Origin of the sequence: Arenibacter algicola, from assembly GCF_000733925.1 — a bacterium.
GTDB lineage: Bacteria > Bacteroidota > Bacteroidia > Flavobacteriales > Flavobacteriaceae > Arenibacter > Arenibacter algicola.
In genome coordinates this window covers 366,314-384,830 of the sequence record NZ_JPOO01000003.1, presented here as the reverse complement: position 1 = coordinate 384,830, position 18,517 = coordinate 366,314, and the positions used below count along the sequence as shown (strand labels likewise).

The 18,517-nt window shown below is 39.3% G+C and carries 13 protein-coding genes; 5 read left to right on the top strand and 8 right to left on the bottom strand.

Features of this window, described 5'->3' with window-relative positions; genetic code table 11:
• Window positions 1-202: 202 nt before the first annotated feature.
• Window positions 203-1,048: an RteC domain-containing protein gene (locus U735_RS0111850; protein ID WP_034248451.1), complete on the bottom strand. Its 846-nt coding sequence runs from the start codon at window positions 1,046-1,048 to the stop codon at window positions 203-205.
• 89 nt (window positions 1,049-1,137) lie between these two features.
• On the bottom strand, window positions 1,138-3,564 hold the full coding sequence (locus tag U735_RS0111845; RefSeq protein WP_031444016.1) for an aminotransferase class I/II-fold pyridoxal phosphate-dependent enzyme: 2,427 nt from the start codon (window positions 3,562-3,564) through the stop codon (window positions 1,138-1,140).
• A 226-nt stretch (window positions 3,565-3,790) separates the two neighbouring features.
• Here U735_RS0111845 and U735_RS0111840 point away from each other — a divergent pair, with 226 nt between their 5' ends.
• The 4 genes from U735_RS0111840 to U735_RS0111825 all read left to right on the top strand — a co-directional run bounded on the left by U735_RS0111840 (window position 3,791) and on the right by U735_RS0111825 (window position 6,160).
• A complete protein-coding gene (locus U735_RS0111840) occupies window positions 3,791-4,168 on the top strand; it encodes a DUF7793 family protein (protein ID WP_031444015.1) in 378 nt (125 codons plus the stop codon).
• A gap of 74 nt (window positions 4,169-4,242) precedes the next feature.
• Window positions 4,243-5,196, top strand: coding sequence for a helix-turn-helix transcriptional regulator (locus U735_RS25025; protein ID WP_031444014.1), 954 nt, complete (start codon window positions 4,243-4,245; stop codon window positions 5,194-5,196).
• 107 nt (window positions 5,197-5,303) lie between these two features.
• Window positions 5,304-5,768, top strand: a complete 465-nt coding sequence (locus tag U735_RS0111830; protein ID WP_051892108.1) for a MauE/DoxX family redox-associated membrane protein — start codon at window positions 5,304-5,306, stop codon at window positions 5,766-5,768.
• Window positions 5,769-5,893: 125 nt separating this feature from the next.
• Complete coding sequence (locus U735_RS0111825; protein WP_031444012.1) at window positions 5,894-6,160, top strand: DUF6520 family protein; 267 nt, start codon at window positions 5,894-5,896, stop codon at window positions 6,158-6,160.
• Between the two features lie 77 nt (window positions 6,161-6,237).
• On the opposite strand, the gene U735_RS0111820 is transcribed toward U735_RS0111825, so the two are convergent.
• The 3 genes from U735_RS0111820 to U735_RS0111810 are packed head-to-tail and all read right to left on the bottom strand — an operon-like array spanning window position 6,238 to window position 13,578.
• On the bottom strand, window positions 6,238-9,132 hold the full coding sequence (locus U735_RS0111820; RefSeq protein ID WP_084681113.1) for an insulinase family protein: 2,895 nt from the start codon (window positions 9,130-9,132) through the stop codon (window positions 6,238-6,240).
• An 11-nt stretch (window positions 9,133-9,143) separates the two neighbouring features.
• Window positions 9,144-10,547: a RagB/SusD family nutrient uptake outer membrane protein gene (locus U735_RS0111815; RefSeq protein ID WP_031444010.1), complete on the bottom strand. Its 1,404-nt coding sequence runs from the start codon at window positions 10,545-10,547 to the stop codon at window positions 9,144-9,146.
• 10 nt (window positions 10,548-10,557) lie between these two features.
• Window positions 10,558-13,578, bottom strand: coding sequence for a SusC/RagA family TonB-linked outer membrane protein (locus U735_RS0111810; RefSeq protein WP_031444009.1), 3,021 nt, complete (start codon window positions 13,576-13,578; stop codon window positions 10,558-10,560).
• Between the two features lie 1,030 nt (window positions 13,579-14,608).
• On the opposite strand from U735_RS0111810, the gene U735_RS0111800 reads away from it, so the two are divergent.
• Entirely contained in the window at window positions 14,609-14,884 is a 276-nt protein-coding gene (locus U735_RS0111800) for a helix-turn-helix domain-containing protein (RefSeq protein WP_031444008.1), read from the top strand.
• Between the two features lie 59 nt (window positions 14,885-14,943).
• Here the strand turns inward: U735_RS0111800 and U735_RS24615 are convergent, their stop codons facing one another.
• From U735_RS24615 to U735_RS0111785, 3 genes are all read right to left on the bottom strand, one after another.
• Entirely contained in the window at window positions 14,944-15,537 is a 594-nt protein-coding gene (locus tag U735_RS24615) for a RelA/SpoT domain-containing protein (RefSeq protein WP_198036652.1), read from the bottom strand.
• A gap of 111 nt (window positions 15,538-15,648) precedes the next feature.
• Window positions 15,649-16,779 (bottom strand): ParA family protein, encoded by a 1,131-nt coding sequence (locus U735_RS0111790; RefSeq protein ID WP_031444007.1) that lies wholly within the window; start codon window positions 16,777-16,779, stop codon window positions 15,649-15,651.
• A 504-nt stretch (window positions 16,780-17,283) separates the two neighbouring features.
• Window positions 17,284-18,458, bottom strand: a protein-coding gene (locus U735_RS0111785; protein WP_232233255.1) for an IS3 family transposase whose coding sequence is annotated in 2 segments (ribosomal slippage) — window positions 17,284-18,203 and window positions 18,203-18,458 — 1,176 coding nt in all. Because the reading frame shifts where the segments join, the coding sequence is not laid out codon by codon here.
• Window positions 18,459-18,517 lie beyond the last annotated feature (59 nt).

Here is an 18,517-nt window from a genome sequence, read left to right as displayed (position 1 = left end):
TTTTTTAATAAGAACATCATGATAACAGTTGGAGGCTATATTTGTTATTCATAAGTTAAGACTTGAAAAATAAGTTTGTATGAACGAATCTATTTTTCAAACTTCAAAAAAAGAGGACGTAGGGGTGCGTCCTCTTTTCTATTTAAAATTGATCATATTGCCAATCTTTAATAGGAACAATAACAATTCGAGACGGATTTTTTTATATACCGTCATCTTCATATACTTTTTGATTGAACCTTATGATGAGCTCCTCCAAAAATCGTGTTTTGCTATCTTTTCTACTTTTTATCTCAGCATATGTTTTATAAATGTTGTCCAAACGAATATTGAACAAGTCCTCAAATGCCGATGCAATACCTTTTATATCCTCCTTGCCATTGTTAACCGCAGAACTGGAATAAAGGGCATATATCAATTCTGTTAGGGCGGCTTTGGAGGCACTCCAAACCAATGCTCTCTTGGGCTTCTCAATTAGTAAAGCTTTGTGTTTCTGTAATTTTAATAGTTTTATAAGTTCTTGGAGGTATAGGATAAACCTATTCATTCCCTTTATTCTTGCCCAGAGCATATCATGAGAAGTAAAGAACTTGGGATCCAGGTAACAGGCTTCTGGTAGGGAGTAAAGGGGAAATACTTGATTGGACCTTGTAAAGTATTGAACGTCCAGGTAGGTAAGTTCTTGTTCCATATAATGGACAAAGTCCCAATTTCTATTGAAGAATTTATTGATGCGCTTAATTTTCTTTTCCAAAAAGTTCAATTGATTTCCAAGACCTATCTTGGGCATCAAGAGTTCACAAGACCTGACTTCGCTAAAATAGACCAAATAGCTTAAGGGCTCAGATTTTACCCTTTTAAAGAAATATATTTCTTCCTCAATGGATTTGAAACCTTTCTTTTCCACTATTAATTTCAGCAAATAAAGGGCATTATTGCTCAGATGAATTCCTTCATTGCTTTTTTTTAGGTCTATCCTTTTACTTGGTAGAATTTCCTCAAGTTTCTCAAAATAGCCATCAATAATGTGCTTGAATCGATTATCCATCCTACTAACTTTTAATGCTATGTTGGTGAAAAGCAATTCAGAAGATTAAGTTCCGGTATATTATATTTTAGTGGGGCTAATTCACTTTTTCAACCGCTGTTTTCAAGCATCCCTACCAATTCCAAATTATAATTGTCCTTGGATTGGACATAGGCAATCTGTGATATGGTCATTGCCCCAAGCTTTCTTTTTTCAAAGGCAGAAGTCATTCCAAATGGTATTTTTTCAAATCCTGTCTCCCCTGCCCTCTTTATGGTCTGGTATAATAGCTGACGATATACTTGATGAACTTTGGCATATTCATAGTCCATTCCAATAAATGCAGGAACATAGGCATTATCAATATTTTTGTAACAAAACATTACTCCTACCACCAGCTCCCTGCCATCCTTGGCAAATGCTGCCTTAAGGCTAAGTATTATAAACTCCCAACCTGGGTGATCGCTCATTATTTTAAATATTTTTTTCGGAAACGGAAAGGTATTGAGGCCTAGATTGTTTTGTCTAACATTTTCCATTAGTTCAAATAAATTGTTATGTTGACTAGGTTCGATTTTATCCGTGACCACTACTTTAAATCTTTCTATATAAGGCTCAATATCTTTTCTAAAATGACTTCTGGAGCGTTTGGATAGGTTTGAAATATAGGTAGTGTTATCTTTCCAGTTGAGATTGGATATTCTGCTGGAGTCCGGCATTGACACTTTTATGAAACCATGATTATGGAAAAACTCATATAGCTTTTCGTCCTTGATAAAATCCCTGAACACTAACATTTTGGCATTGAATTTAAGATCCAACTTTTCCAGTTCGTCAAGTAATTGGTGTAAGGCTTCATGCCATAATGGATGGGAGGTGTCCAAATATAAGTGCTTACCTTCCGTAAACAATGAACCCATCCCAAGAACATGCGAAGTCATGTGGTAGGGATGTTGTTTTCTCATTTCCTCTACTTTCTGGGAGACCGATACCGGAGCCAACATATCGTCCTTCCAAAGGGAGTAGGTAAAAAAAGTGGCCAATATAGGCTTGTCCAATAGGTCTCGAACAATGTAATAATGGAATTTCCAATTTTCCTCCTTTTTCTTGTTTTTTGAAAAAACCGCTTCTAAAAATCGAAGACCTTCCCAATCGAAAATGCCGTATTCCCCTAATAAAGCATCCCACTCATTTTTCTGTATTTTGAAAATACTATTGGCATATTGCACATTGAGTTCAATTTTAGGCTTTGTGTCAATTTTTCCTTTTTCAATTACTGGAAGTTTAAATGCCGATCTTACAGTTTTATCCGTTGTATTGGTGGCTTCTAAGGCACGGGGATAATGATATTGCATGGCTTCCACCAAACCTTTGATTTCTTCCTTTTGATTGTGCCTTGAAATAGTAATGCGAACACCGGTATTTTTTACAGGTACGGCAGGGAATAATCCTAAATTGACAAAATATCCTTCCTTCATCATTCGGTTTACAAAATTATATCCCGTTACCGGCATTCCGGTGCCTATATAGAATACCGGTGAATTGTTCTGTTCGACCAGTGGGAGCTCCGATTGGGAAAGGAGCAAATTAAAATACGCTATACGATCCATAAGATCGGCCTGTAAGGAATAGATTTCGGAAGATAAATGTATATCAGCCGAGGCAATCGCGGCTGCTACTGATGCTGGTTCCAATTGGGCCGAAAAAGTCAAGGGTCCGCCAAAGTTTTTGATTTTTGCGTACATTTTGGCATTGGCACATGTAAATACTGAACCGCTTGCGCCAAATGTCTTACTTAAAGTTCCAAAAAGCAATACCTGTTCCGGTAGCTCCTTTAAAATGTCCAGGACATATCCGGTACCATTCTTCCCTATCCAGCTCATGCCGTGCACATCATCAAAATAAAGGTGTAACTGGGGGTATTTATTGCAAAGCTCCATAAGCTCCATCACTGGAGAAACATCGCCGAACATGGAATATACTCCATCTGCCATGTACCAGATCCTCTTATGTTTAGAAGAAAGTTTTCTAATTTTGTCCTCTAGCATTTCCAGATTATTGTGCCTGATCATATCTATGGGAATGCTCCTGGCTTTTAGAAGTTTTGCGGCACTTTGCACGCTCCAATGAACTTGGTGATCTAGAATTATGGCATCTTGGTCCTCAACGGCACTGGGTATGACTCCCAAATGTCCCAAAGTGCTGTTTTTAGTAATAATAACAGGACTGGAATACATTTCAGTTACCTTGTCCTCCAATGTCTTGTACAAGGGGTGTGAGATATAGGTTTTGGAGAGCGGAAATTGGGTCCCGTACCTATTGATGGCGTCCACAGCTGCTTTTTTTAATCTTGGATCTTGTTCCAAACCGAGGTATCCGGTAGTTCCGAAATGAAATAAATCCTTATCCCCTATTCTTATATGTCTCCCGGTAAACCAATCACCTTCTGCATACAGATGTAATATCCCCTGCTTTTTAGCATCGTTAAATACACTATCTACGGTATCAAGAAAATTATTGGGTTTTATCTTTGCCATTTTCAAGTTGGTTTATGGGTTATTCATTTATCGAACAATCAATTTTAGACCTATAAACTACATAAAATCAAGGTTATAAACCTAGCTAAGGCTATCCGGGAACTATATTAAATCCTTTATAGATCATTAATAATCCCTTACAGATAAGTTCTGAAGCTTTTTATCGATAATCCTACAAAATTTGTATAAAAATTATTACTTTGAGTTGCATTTTTGGAAAGTTACCATGAAAAAAAGTTTCGAAAATGAATATGCTGAGTATGGTATAGATAATGGAATAGTCCGATTTACTTACAAGCAAAATATTGCGATTCAATTGGCCGGTGCCATGGAAATAGTGTCGGATCGTTTAAAACTGCAAAAAGGCAGGGCATATCCTATACTCTGTGATATTCGAGGCATAATAGACATTAATAAAGATGCCAGAAGATTTCTGGCTAACGAAGGCTCGTCGCTTACAATAGCCGTAGCTTTTATTTCCGATAATCCCTTATCCCAAATTTTGACCGATCTATACATGTTGGCCAATATGCCCCCTATTCCCACTAAGGTCGTAAGTAGTGAGTTGGAAGGATTACAATTCCTATCTGACTTCATCGAATGATTGTAGCATCTAAATCTGAACTGAATAGAGTGTCCGTAAATAGTAAGTGCAATTAGGTAAAATAGCCAATATCTATGGAAAATGTAACGTACAATGGCAGGCTTAATAAAGTATTTCAACTCTTGATCGAAATATCAAGGGGTAACTTTTCCTATCGGTTGGAAAGAACGGATAAGCGGGACGAGATGGAGGCACTTACCGCCATAGTGAATATTGTTGCTGAAGAAATAAAGGATTCCTTTTTACATCAGGGGTATGTTAATATGCACGACTCGTATATGCATTTGGTGCAAATGATTTTTTTCTTGGACAAGAACTTCAATATAAGCTATGCAAATAAAGATGTCACCCAATTATTACATTGGGAAAGCAAAGAGCTACTTGATCTACCCTTGGTGAATCTACTTGAAAAAGAATCGGTCATAAAATGGGTCGATTATACAAAATCGCTAAGCTCGGACCATGATTTTGATAGTAATCTGAGGCTTGTATTTAAGACTAAAATGAATTTGCAGCTTCCAGCATATTGTAAGATAGTTGAGCTCCCCGAAGAGAAATATCCTAAAGCCAGGTATATGCTATTGTCAGCGGATATTATAAAAAACACCAAACTTTACGAAAGAAAATTACAATCCAGAATATTAAAACAGATACGACTTCCTAGAGCCAAACATTCTTTGGTTGAAAAGTCATTCTTAAACGTATCCGATTTGGAAACCTTTAGGGCCATAGGAACCTATCTCAAAAACAATCTAGATAAAAATGCCCCATCCCTTCAGGAGTTGGCCCATGAATTTGGCACCAATGAATATAAACTAAAGAAGGGCTTCAAGGAGTTGTTTGGTATGACGGTGTTTCAGTTTCTAAAAAATGAGCGACTTAGAAATGCACATGTTTTGGTTAAAAGTTCCAATGAACCTTTTAAACGCATTGCACGGCAAAATGGATTTAAGAATGCTACCCATTTTTCAAGGGAATTTAAAGCAAGGTATGGGTACACGCCTAGAGACCTAAGGCTCAACTCCTGACCGCAATAAATATTTCAACTAATCCTTTTCAGAACAGTTATTATCCCAGAGAGATAATTCAACCAACTTAATTTTATACCATTCAATATCAAAACGATACAAATAATATGAAATGGTATCAAAAGCAAAGGGAGATAATTGTCGAGGTCACCAGTTTGTTATTCATTATCCTATTTGCTTATGCCGGACTTACCAAACTCCTGGAAGGGCATCTATTCTATGACAACATCAGGAACTCCCCCGTACTTCGGGGCAAGGCCATAGCTTCCCTCGCCTCTTGGGCCGTACCGTTGTCGGAACTGGCCGTTGCCCTGTTATTGATTTTGAAAAAAACCAGATTGAGAGGTCTTTACGGAGCAGCAGTCCTGATGCTCCTATTTACCGGCTACACCGTGGCCATTCTATTTTTTGCCCCCTATAAACCTTGTTCCTGTGGGGGCATTATCTCCCTCTTGTCCTGGGAACAGCATTTGTTGCTCAATCTGATATTGCTCCTATTGGCCTTACTGGCCATATTGCTCTCCCCCAAACATAAAAATAATACATGGAACAAGATCCACCAAGGCCCTTAAATGGCCATAGGATCTAAACATTAAAAGTGAAATAATGAAGATATTTTGTTGCAACAAAAGCAGGAGAAAGACCGAAAACCTGTAGAAAAGAGTAGGCACTTATTATTAATTAAAATTATATTATCATGAAAAAGTTGAAAATAATTTTACCGATGTTGGCATTTGTTTTTGCCATTGGATTGTCTTTTGCGTTCACCATTTTGGATGACGAGGCCAATAACGATTACATTCTAAGGAATGGTCAATGGGAAGCCATTACCGAGGTGGACTGTGGTACAGGAACACAACCTTGTGAAGCAACAGTTGGTGGAGATGGTCCTTTTGAAGTCTATGATGAGCAGAATCTATCTACTCAAAAGAAGGGTAACGGTACACTTATTATTCTGCCCTAGGTAGGGAATGGAGTCAACATTAGCACACAGTGGATTTTTCCACTGTGTGCTTTTGGTTTTAATAGTATATAGTGTAACTATAAGTCCTCACCCATAATAAATTCATATTGATCAAGCTCATCGAAAAATGCAAGCGAAAATTCTACAATATCCGTGAAACTAATAGATTTCATATAGGTTTCCATGTCTTGTGGATCCGTCCAAGGCATATTGTAGCGGTAATGTTCAAAGGTTTTTGACCACCTTTGTTCCGGATTTCCCGATTTGTTGGCGTCATATTTTGCGGACAAACGCTTATACACACGATCAAATAGCTCTTCCTGTACATTGCCCTTCTTTATGTCCGAAAAAATTTGTCGACATTCTTTTTGTACTTTTTTCCATTCCTCAGGTTCACAATCCACTTTTATACCGACTTCATAACGGGACATTTCTTTGTTGTATTGGCCATAGCCTTCTATATGATAAATAGAGTAACCTTTCTCAAAGCGCAAGGCCCAGGCTAACTCCCAAACAAATGCTCCCAACAATTCAGTTTTGATCTGTTTCCTCCAATTTACATTGGCCCCTCTGGCCTTAATGAACATCATGCTATATAGGATATTGTTTCTACTATATTCAGTAGGGATCGGAAATTTCTTAACTATCGGCCCTTTGGGCAGATGGTCCTGGGCAGATGATTTGAAATTACATAGCTTAGGTTCGGATGTATTCGGAAGATTTCCCAAGTATTTTTGTAGTAATGGAAGTATTTTATCTTGGTCAAAACTTCCACTTATCAAAAAAGTAAAATCCCTGGCATTTCCAAAGAGCTCTTGGTAGTTCTTATATGCCTTTTTAAAGTTCGTATTCCTAGTGCCATTAAAATAATGTGTTCCATCCACCAAAGCTGTTGGCCAACCGGCAATAAATTCCTGTATATAGTTATTAAAATCGGTATATGCCAAGTTATACGTGGGGTCGGAATACGATGAATTCACCATTTTCATCCAGTCTAGATTGGCATCCTTATCTTTTCGGGTCCGTGTGTAATATAGGTATACCATTTGCAACAAACTTTCCAGGCCATCGACTATTGTTTCTCCTCTAATGCCTGATTCCTGTGCTTTCACATAAGGTGCAACCCCTTGTACTCCCTTATCGGCAAGAAATCTATTTATTTCAAATTTATCAAATTTACCTACCCCGGCGTTTAAGACAATCCTGGGTGCACTAATAGCGGAATAGTATTCCTCTTCCGGCAAACAGGATGCTCCAACGGCACTGAACCCATGCAGCTTAACCTTATCTTCCTTTACATCGGAGGATGGGGCATTGGGCAGTAGTACTACCCTTACCCCGTTGTCCAATATGAACTCAGAGGCTCCGGATTCTGTTTTACCTTTAAACGTATATCCTTTTTCCCTTAGTTCGGCAATCTTGTTGTTATTGATCAATTTTGATGGAATCGCTGGTGGGATATATGGTCCCTTAGGAGTTTTGATTGCCTTATTGATCCATGAACGCACATCTTCTTCTGGGCAGGACAACATTTTGTTGCCCATAGGGGCTATTATCCCAATATCCTGTGGCATTCCATAAAAAAGTTTTGCTGCCTGATCGTTAAAATCATCTAAAGACAGTTTACTAAGCCACTGTTCCGCAGAAGAAAGTTTATTGGAAGGTAAGGGCTCTTGCAATGTATAGTGATCCCAAATTTCCTTGATCCAATAATTCGCCAAGTAAGGGGGTTCAACGGACAACTTTTTAAGTTGCCTGGCCTTCTCCCTTTCCCATTCCAAACTAGTGGCACCAAATTTTTGAAACTGGCCAACGATTTCCATGGTACTCGATATGGCTTCCCTTTCCTTTCCATTTTCTGTAATGATATTTACCATGCAAGTGGAGGGTACACTTTTATATTCTTTTGGGTCCCAAGCCAATGCTCTTAAGCCATTATTGTAATTATTGTTCAAGTCTTCAAATCGACTATTCATAATTCCAACGATCGATTTCCACAATAATTTCTTCGTAGTTTCTTCAAATTTGGTTGTGCTTGACCCATCCGGTCTATCCCGGTAAAACAATTGGAATTCCGTTTTTTCCTTAGTTTCTGCATCAATAGAATCCGGCTCTAACCCCACTACAGCAAACTGGGGAGGACTGTTAAGATAAAGGGAATCGCAGTTGGGAGACTTTCTGGGATTATTGGAAGGCCTAATATCTACAAACACTTCCCTTATCAATTCTTCAAGGCCAACCACGTTCTCTATATTGCCTATTACACAAACAGCCATTAAATCAGGTCTATACCAATCCATGTAAAAACGCCTAAGGGCCTCTGGGGGAAACGTTGCCATGTGCTCAAAATAGTTGCTTTCATCTCTTTTACAAGGAAATAACTTGGCATATAGTGCTGATTTTGCAAAAACTTCATTTAAGTTAGGTTCGGCCCGGATAATAATTTCCTGCTTCAGTGCACCTCTTTCCGAATCTATATCCTTCCCATCCAACTTTAGACCAGTAGCGATATCCCTGAACCATAACAATCCCGTCTCCAATGATTTTTTGTTGGCTGGATTGGCATTGAATACATAGTTCACAGATTTATCCCCGGCATTTGCATAAAAGTCACGGCCTATGGCATCCATTCCTATTTCCTTCAAAAGTTTGGTTTCGTTGGCAATACCCAAAGGAAAATGCTCACTCCCTTTAAAAGCCATGTGTTCCAGGAAATGGGATAGGTGCAACTGATCACCATCCTCACATTCATAACCGGCCTTGACGTAAAACCGTAAATAGGTCTTGGCCTGGGGTTCTTCCAAGGATTTTATATAGTATGTGAATCCATTGGGTAATTTACCCTGCCTAATGCTATTATCTATAGACGAATCATCAATTTTATTTGGTATGTAGGATTGCGCCTTGGCGGTACTCAAGGAGTGAAGAACCATTGTAAGGAGAAAAACGAACTTTAATTTTACGTTCATCATTTTGCAAACTTTTAATAGCCAGGGTTCTGCCCAAGGTTAGCATTTTTTAAACGTTCCTGTTCAGGAATGGGATACAACATATCCGGCTCCTGCCACAATGGCTTTCTGGGAGATAATACTTGAGATGCCATTCCGGTCCGTTTCAGATCCAACCAACGATGCCCCCATTCCGTAAACAGTTCATTTCTTCGCTCGCTTATTATCAATTGCAAAAGAGTCTCTTTATTTAAGGATGGATCCGTTTCTAAAATGGTCGCAATGTTTGCACGATTTAGTATGGTGTTGAGATCGGCGATTGCACCGGGCAGATTGTCCATCATTGCCCTGGCCTCCGCCCTTATTAAATATTGTTCGGCCAACCGAAACACCATAGAATATTCCGTTAGATTGTTGGTGCTGTTTCTATCCTTGTATTTATAAGGATAGTATGCATTGATCCCTTCATGTAAGTTTATCCAGTGGGTCAGTCGTTTGTCCTGGGATTCAAATGACCCCACCAAATCATCGTTCAGTTTTAATAATGATGCCGAAGGAGATGTTGGGTGGATTATAAATATAGACCCTTCATTCGTCTGTGTTGAAGAATCCCCGTTGCCCACAGGGGACAATTGCCAAATTGCTTCCTTGCTATTGGCCAGGAAGACCTCATCCAAATTCTCCAATATTTCATACCTAGCAGTTTCAGCAATTACCTGACTGCTCCAATTTTCGGCCTCTGCCCAATTTTGTTGATATAGGTTTATCCTGGACATTAGGGCCATAGCGGCAAAACGATTTATATATGTTCTTTCCCCCTCTTCGTATTCGTCTCCCAAAACCCCTATGGCCTCTTGAAGATCCTTGACCATCAGCCTATATACCTCCTCTTCCGTATTTTGGGAGGCTCGGGCATTTATTTGATACTCTGTGGATAACAGTAGTGGTACAGGGCCATAAAGGTTCACCAAATAGAAATAGGAGAAGGCCCTGACAAACTTTGCCTCACCTACCAACTGTAAACGGATTTCCTCGGTCAGATCTTTGGAATTTTCCAAGCCTTCCAACAGTGAGTTGGTCATATAAATAATATTGTAGGCACTGGACCAAACCTCCAGGTTTCTTGTGTTGGATGGCATTATTTCATTCTCTTCAAACTCTGTATAGGTTAAATTGGTCGTACTTAAACCGCTACATTCATCTGCGGACAAACTTGCCAAGGCCGTAACACTATTTTGCCATCCACCGCTAAAAGAGGCACGGACCAGCTCATTATAAACGCCCTTCATAGCGCTTATGGCCGTTGCATCGTTGTTAAAAACTACCTCGCTGACTATTTTTAGGTCAGGAGACTCCAGTTCAACGAATTCTTCACAGGAGGCAAAATGGCAAAAGAAAATGATCACCATGAATTGCTTGATATATACTTGTGTTTTCATAGGGTTTATTTTAGAAATTCAGTTTTATTCCACAGGTGATCGTGCGCAGTGCGGAAAACTGTGTTCCGCCAATTGGCATTTCAGGATCCAGACCACCATAATTGCTGATCGTTATTAGGTTCTGTCCGTTCACAAAAAGTTGGCAAGCACTGAGTCCAACTTCTTTTATGATATTAGATGGTAGATCATATCCAACGGAAAGGGTCTTTAAGCGAATAAAGGAGGCGTCCGTATAGGGAAAGGAGGAATTCTGAGCATTGGAATAGGCAATCAACGCCTGTATGGATCGGGAAACTTTTTGAAATTTGCTTCCTTCTTCCAAGGCCTCCACCACCTCCTGCCGCTGCATACTTAGGTTTCCTGCATTGAACATATGAAGGCTTCCTTCCTGCTTAACAAATTCCCATAAGAAATTAAGGTAAAAATTTTTGAAGCTCAAACTGTTGTTTATACCTCCAAAATATTGTCGCCCCAAATCCTTTATAACAACACGGTCTTTATAATCCAACCTATTGTCCCCATTAATATCTGCCATCTTATAAAATCCGGTTTGTGGATCCAGACCATCGTATTGGTACAATAGTGCAATGTTCAACGGCTGGCCTACCCTATACGTATTTGCGTGAGAGGATTGTTCAATATCGGGATAGCTTAAAAGTTTGTTCTCGGGGAAACTTATATTTAGAGAAGTCTGCCAACGTATTGCCTTGTTCTTTATGTTCAAAGTGGTAAGTCCTACCTCCCATCCGGTGTTCTGGACTGTGGCCGGCAGGTTGGCCTGTACGGAATTAAAGCCCGTCATTGCAGGCAAAGGATATCCTACCAATTGGTTGGAGGACCTGTTGCGGTACCAATTAATTGCTAAATTGATCCTATCCCTTAGAAATCCAAGATCAAGGGCCGCTTCCAATTTCTTGTTCTCTTCCCAAGAATAATCGGTATTCGCCAATTGGGTAGGATAAAGACCTCCAGGACCCGGTGTGGGTTCGTAAGTGTCCAGATATCCGTAGTCCCCTATTTGGTCATTTCCTGTAATACCGTAACTTCCCCGTAGTTTCCCAAAACTCAAAAATGAGGCCTTTCCCTTTTGTGAATTGTAATCGGTAAATATCCATGCCCCTCCTATGGCACCAAAATTGGCAAAACGCTTGCCGGGACCAAATCGGGAGGAACCATCCCTTCTTCCAGTGAAATTCAGGTAATATTTTTGGTTCCAGTTAAGTCCCAGGCGAGCAAAGATTGCATTGTATCTATAGTCTATATTTTCATTGGCCCTAACAGTAACCGCACTGGCGGCCCTGAGATTGCCTATTTGGCTTTCGGATACATAATCCGTTGCATTTATGGATAACATATTGTTGGTACTTTGCTGAAAGGTGGTACCCAACAAGATGTCGATTTTGCCACCCAAAAAGTTGTTGCCATATATTAATTGAGGTTCTATGATCCAAGATTTTCTATTGAACTGAAGGTGCTCGGATTGGTGTTCAATAAAACTCCAGGCAGGGTTATAGGATCTTTTGGGGTATTTTACCACTTCCCTACTTTCAAAGTCAGTGTATCCTAAATTGGCCTTAAGACTGAGGCCTTTTGCAAGCTGATAGGTGATGCCCATATTGCCCACCAGGTGATTGGACAATGTTTCGCTTGAATTGTGAAAGCCCATCAAGGGGTTGTTCTGTCCAACATCGCTCCATTCTTCCCAATGAAGACTGCCATCTTGGTTAAAAATAGGTGGGGCATTGGGAGGTAGACTCAACCCTCTAGTGGTCAAATTAACACTACCTACCAAATCATTGGTATCCACACCATAATTAACGGATAGATTGATGCCCAGTTTTTGATTTTCGGACAAGTGGTTCAAATTAAGGGCTGTGGTAACCTTGTTGTATTTGAAATCGCCCGGGAAGACAGTACCTTGGTTATGATAGGATCCTCTCAGACTATAGTTGGTAGAAGCATTTCCGCCGGAAAAGGACAAATTAAGATCGGTAACCGGTGAAACCCCTCCAAAAAAGACATCCTGCCAGTCCGTTTGGCGGTTTTGGTCCCATACCACCAAATCGTATGCATTGAAAGGTGTAGGTTCCAAGCCATCATTTTCGAAGGCTGAATTTCTGACCTTCAAATATTCCTGGGTATCCAAAACTTTAACTCTATTGGGGACCGTTGACATTCCGGAATACGCCTGGGCCTCTATTTTGGTCCCCGTTTGATTCCCTTTTTTAGTGGTGATCAGGATTACCCCATTGGCTCCCCGAGAACCATAGATGGCAGTAGCATCTGCATCTTTCAGGACCTCTATACTCTGTATATTGGAAAGGTTCAACATATTCAGGGGATCGGCTCCAGGTCCAAAATTGCCGATCAATGAATTGCTCCCAATAGGAGTAGAAATAATGGGTACACCGTCAATAATATATAAGGGTAGGTTCCCTTCTGCACGGAGACTGTTGGTCCCCCTTATGCGAATAGTGGATGCCATACCCGGTAAGTTTCCATTGGGTACCACCTCTACCCCTGCCATGCGGCCCTGCAGGGCTTCTAACGGACTAATAATAGGCTGTAGCTCTATTTCCTTGGCGGTGACCCTACTGATGCTCCCGGTGCGTTCCTTTTCCTTTACGGTATAATAGCCGGCATTTACTTCCACCTCCTGTAGTTCGGTGACCTCGGACAATAGTTGCACGTCCAGTGTAGTACGGCCCAATACGGAGAGTTCCCTGCTGTGGTGGCCCAGATAGGAAAAGACCAGGATGTCCTTGTTGTTTACCATAAGGGAATAGTTCCCGTTTGGATCGGTAAAAGTACCGGTATTAGTACCCTTGATAAGTACATGTACCCCGGGCATGGGACCGTAGCTGTCGGTAACGGTACCGGAGATCTGGTGCTGTTGTTGGGTATCAAGGTTGGAAAAAGAATTAAAACAATGCCCATGGGGGAAATGGGCAAAGTAAGGTGGGGGAACAAGAAAGCAGATATATAGTAAACATAGGCGTATAAAGCCCCTGTACTCAAGATTATTTTTCATAATTTTGAAGATTAGATGAAACTTAGTTTTATTTATGAATTCGTTTAGACTTTTTGGATTGAAGCGAAAATCTGTCATTTTTTGCCCTATTGAAGGCTTTTTTGAGTTGCATAGCAGGGCTACGGAAGGAAAAAAAGACAAAAAGTGGGTGAAAAAGGGCGATTTTTTAGCCAATTGAAAAATTCCAAATGAATTCTTTGTCAAGGCCTTCCAAACTAGTCGGTCAAACAGGGTTTGGGAGGCTATTTTTGTATATGTTCTATGTCATAGGCAATAAGGATCTATTAGTTGGTATTGCTGTTTGGTGTGCAAGATTATGGCTGCCCTATCGGCATACCTCAGCTAGCTCACTTTTATGGCTACTCCCCTAGCCTGTCAACAATGCTATATTATAGCACAGCTGAATCAGCAAAGGGCTGGCCTTAAATGATGTTAGGCTGCTTGGTCGTTATTTGGCCGGATGCCAAGAAATGTGTGGATCGTGATTATGGGATAAAAGGATTTTCGAGTTCCGGAAAAAAGGGTACAACACAAATCCCATAATTGATGAACCGGTTTACTTTTTCTAACCAGTTCTGTGCAAACCTATATTGGGTTCTTGGGCTTTTTGGTAAAGAGAATGTCGTACGCGGTATGCTGCAAAAGAACGGTAAGTTGCCCAGTGGCTGTTTTACCATTTAAGTTACATAAGGTGTGTTTCATAGCTCTTTTAGCCTTTTGGTTACTGCTTGCAAAACTTCTGAGTAAAACAACGCTCAGATAAAGTGGATTGAATCTCACTTTAAGGTCTATATACTGGTGTAGTACACTTTGATAAGAAAACCCACGCCCCGGGTCATGGGCATCTTGCTTATCATCCCGTGCATTAAGTTACCAGTTTTTAGACCGGGAATCCAAGCGACTGCTTCTAGACTAATTCAAACAAAGAAGAATCGCAAACATATGTTAATGAGACAAATATAATAAAAAAACAACAAAGGATACTTATAAGTATCCTAAATTTTAACTCTAATGAAGGAATTTTATCCTAATGAAGAATTTTGACCTTAAGAATGAAAAAAGGGCTTTAGGATATAGAATTGCTGAACTTAGAAAAACAGTACTCAACCCTAAAACAGGAAAACCTATTTCTCAAGAGGAATTAGGTTTTAGGACTGGTCACGCTAAAAAGACAATTGGTGAACTTGAAAGAGGGAATACTAACCCAAGGTATGAGACCTTACTAATGATTTCAAAAGAACTTAATGTTACAATCAATCAGCTTTTTGATTTTGATATGAAAGAGTACATTAAATTATCTAAATAGTAACGTAAGAGAACTGGACTTGTGCTTTTCATTGAAGCCGTTGTTTGCGGTTTGTATTTTTATTTGTTAATGCTGTCAATTCCATTTTTATTATGGTCGTTTAACGTTCTGAATATTGAGTCTGCTAGACGTGTTCCAGTACCAACAAGTTTTGAGAGAACTCTTAATTGTTCCCTACACGCAACATTGTCCGTTGGGTGAGGATAATTAATACTATGATCAATTTCACCCCAAATCTCTTCAAAAAGTGTCCTTACTTGTATTTCACAACAAATCGGATTTGGATTGTTATTGTTTGGTTTAATTAGATAATGTACACTTGTGTAAAATGTAGATCTTATTTCTGTTGTGATTTTTAGGTCGTCATACATTTTTTTGGATTCAGGGTCCCACGTCATTGCTTTGGGTTCTTCTACAAAAGTCCAATCACCTTGTTCAATGTATTTCAGAATTTCATTATGAATTATGGGAAACTGGTCTTGATATAAATGCAAAACTCTTATACCTATTAAATCAGTAATTTTTCCGAATAAGTTGTCGTTAGATATTTGGACACCATCTCTTAATTTGCGTTCTATTTTGTCTTTTAAATGGTCTGGGTCTTTAAGCCTTGTCTTTATAGAATGAATTATAGGAAATGGCTTTTGAGTCAATTTAGGGTGTTTTGAAAAAAAAAGCTTCAACAGAAGCTTGAAACTGAATCAATCTATGTTGATTGTCTTTGTAAAACTCTACAACAGAATTTATTTCGTCTACGTTCTCACTCATAACGAATTTATTCTTATTAATAATTCGTTTGTGAATGTTCTATAATTTACACCAATCTCAGCCAATCGACCATTGTTTCCTCTATTATATTCAAATCCATTTTGATTTAGAAATGCCAAGTATTCAGGATTGGTTCTTTGTAAGCCTGCATAAACTTCAGGAACTTTCCACATAGGACATTTTAATGCTTGAGCCATTGCAGGAAATGTGTTGTGGGAGTGAATAATTGAGCTACCGCCAATAGGACTTGCAATTAAATCATTTGAAACACTTGTCCGATTACTCTCCTGAATATATTCAACAATAGTTTCTGGAATTTGAGTAACGTATTGGTAATGGGCTTGAGCCAAATTATATTCATTGAATGGCTCGTTATCTCTCGTATACCTTTTGGCGTTGTATATTGTATAACCAAGAAACTGAACGAAATTAGAAGGAAATTTTGAGCGTTTTTCTTCTGAAATCAATGTGTAAATAGAAATAAATTCTCTTTGCCACAATTGTAATGCGTTACCAATATTTCTAATTCCATATAAACTAAACATATCAGGTTGTGCTGGTATAAAGAAACCGTCAACAGTGGACATAATAACTTTATTCAAAATGCCCAAACTTGGTGACGTGTCAATTAAGACGTAGTCATAATTGTTTATTTCGGCATAACGTTGACATATGTTTCTAATGTTTGTAATTGTACGAATAGATAAATTGTCGCCTTGGTAAACACCACTCCATCTTTCAGCAATTTTGTTTTCGTATTTGTGCAAAGACAATCTGCCCGGTAAAATGTCAATATTGTTGCCTAATGAAAAAACTGGTGGAAGATTTGTCGGTTCGCTAATACCATCCTCGGCCGGCTTTAGGATAAAGTGAATACTTCTTGGTGAATTTATAATGTCAGGATTTTGATTGAAAGCACTTTCAAAATCATCAATGTAACTATCTTCTTGTGCCCAAATTTTATGAAGTGTTTCTTCCATCATTGCACAAATTGTCAAGTTACATTGTGGGTCAAGGTCAACCATAAGAACTCTTTGTCCAAGTTCTGCTAACGCGTTTCCTAAATGATAAGTTAAGGTTGATTTTCCTACACCGCCCTTGTTGTTAAAAACTGAAATTATTTTCATTTTATAAAAGTACTATTTCTTTATGGATTGCCTGTTTTAAAATAATAGCCAATAATTGGATATGGTTATTGATTATATTTCTCTTATAGGCCTATTTTAGTAAATCTTTTTGTTGGGCTGGTTGTTTTTTATGGGCTTATAAACCTTACTTACACTACCCTATTTTTTAGCCCAGACATAAATTGACTTATCCAATTTTTCTCATAAAGAAAAAGAAATATTTAAAAGTAAGTTGCGGGAAACCGCAAAGGGAAACAGCACATAACATATTGGGTGCAGGAGCGACAAAAAATAAAACCTTGAAATTGAGGTCCATATAATTATCCGGATGGGCTAGTGCTTTTCATTGGATAGGTTGTTACCTGCTGGCTTTATCTCTTAAATTTTCTGAAGGAATAATTTAAAATAAACATTAAGTTAATTGGACAAGACTAATGAATTTCGGGACACATTGTTGTATGTCGATTTTATTTTTGAACTTGCAACAAAAAACGGGACAAAAAGTTAAGCTACATTTTTAAATTGCATTATTTGTTCAAATTCTAGTATTGTGCGGTTACCCAGAGCTGAATGTCTTCTGTTTCGGTTATACCAGGTTTCTATCCACTCGAACACAGATATAGCGGCCTGTTCTTTTCTCTTATAACGGGTCCTGTATATGAGTTCTACCTTTATGGATTTAAAGAAGCTTTCCGCAACGGCATTGTCCCAACAGTTCCCTTTCCTGCTCATACTCTGCTGAACTCCTTCATAACTGCCCAATAGGTTTCTAAAGGCATTGCAGGCATATTGTACGCCCCTATCCGAATGGAATATCAATTTTCCCGAAAGCGGTCTGTTTTTAACAGCCATTCTCCATGCGGCCATACAAGTGTTTGCGGCACTCAGATCGCTACTGAGTGACCAACCTATGACCTTACGGTCGAAAAGGTCAATAATTATCGTTAAGTAAAGCCATCCCCTCCCGGTCTTTATGTAGGTGATGTCCGATACCCAGGCCCGGGCTTTAGCTTGCGCTGAAAAGTTTCTGTCCAATTTATTTTCTGCTACCGGATATTTGTGTTTGGAATCGGTGGTGACCACAAACTTTTTAGCATGCACGGCCCGTATACCTTTTTGTTTCATCAGCCGGGCCACCCGTGGCCTGGACACATCGAATCCTTGGGCCCTGAGCTCATCGGTTATCCGCGGGCTTACGTAGGTCGCCTTACTTTTCTGGTGTATCCGCCCAATTTGAAAAAGTAGCATCCGGTTCTCATTGTCCCGGTCGCAAGGAAGCATTCTTTGACTTCTGTAAAACCCACTTTTGCTCACTTTAAAAACTTTGCACATCTTCCCAACAGGAAATTCCAATCGGTGGTCCTTCATGAATTTGTAGATTTCCTGTCGCTCGCGGAGAAGATGCCTATCGCCTTTTTTAAGATATCCCGCTCCATGGTTACATCGGCGAGCTCCCTTTTTAACCTGGCAACTTCTTTTGCTTCCGGGGTGAGCTGTTTATTCCCGTTGCCACTAAAGGACAGGGAAGGATCATGGGCAAACTCTCGTCTCCAGCGATAGAGAAGTTCCGATCTGACACCCAGTTCACGGGCAATATCGTTCACATTGCCACGAACGTGGCTCAATTCCACCGCCTTTTGTTTAAATTCTTTACTGTAGATTCTTCTGTTTTCTTTCATCGTTTTACCAAGTTAAGGATTTTTCAATATTGCCCTTAACTAAGTGTCCCAACAAATGT